This is a genomic window from Vibrio sp. S11_S32 (genome assembly GCF_014694465.1).
Lineage (GTDB): Bacteria > Pseudomonadota > Gammaproteobacteria > Enterobacterales > Vibrionaceae > Vibrio > Vibrio algicola.
Genome location: NZ_JAAUWS010000148.1, coordinates 1 through 568, shown reverse-complemented (window position 1 = coordinate 568; position 568 = coordinate 1). Strand labels below are relative to the sequence as shown.

The following is a 568-nucleotide window of genomic DNA, read 5'->3' as shown; positions in this document are numbered from 1 at the left end:
CAGATTCAATCAGGCAGTGAAGCATGGGGCGTTTATCATTTTTCGGGCTCACCTCATGTCAGTTGGTTTGAATTTGCAGAGGCAATCTTTGAACAAGCGAACAAGCAAAGTATTCTTAAGAATAAACCAGAATTGACAGCAATAACGACAGAGCAATACCCAACCCCCGCCAAGCGTCCTGCAAATTCAAAAATGAATTGTCAAAAAATCAAAGAGAGCTTTGGAATTGAGCCCAGTAATTGGCAGTTAGCATTAGAACGAATTAAAGAGTACCAATAATGAAAGTAATCGATACCGCAATTCCGGATGTGAAAATCATTGAACCCGATGTGCTTGGTGATGAGCGTGGATTTTTCATGGAAACTTGGAATCAAAAAGAGTTTGAAGAAAAGGTCACTGGTAAACCAACCACATTTGTGCAGGATAATCACTCAAAATCTAAGAAAGGGATTTTACGAGGACTTCATTATCAAACAGAAAATACTCAAGGAAAGTTGGTAAGAGTTGTTTCTGGTGAAGTGTTTGATGTGGCGGTTGATATTCGTAAAGACTCACCTACATTTGGGAA

At 39.3% G+C, this 568-nt stretch carries 2 protein-coding genes; both read left to right on the top strand.

Annotation, left to right across the window (positions count from 1 at the left end):
• The coding region (locus HC723_RS17040) for a sugar nucleotide-binding protein (RefSeq protein ID WP_190339951.1) at positions 1-279 on the top strand (279 nt) is incomplete at its 5' end.
• Positions 279-568, top strand: a 290-nt coding sequence (locus HC723_RS17035) for a dTDP-4-dehydrorhamnose 3,5-epimerase family protein (protein ID WP_190339950.1), incomplete at its 3' end; no start/stop codon positions are given. The genes HC723_RS17040 and HC723_RS17035, both read left to right, overlap by 1 nt.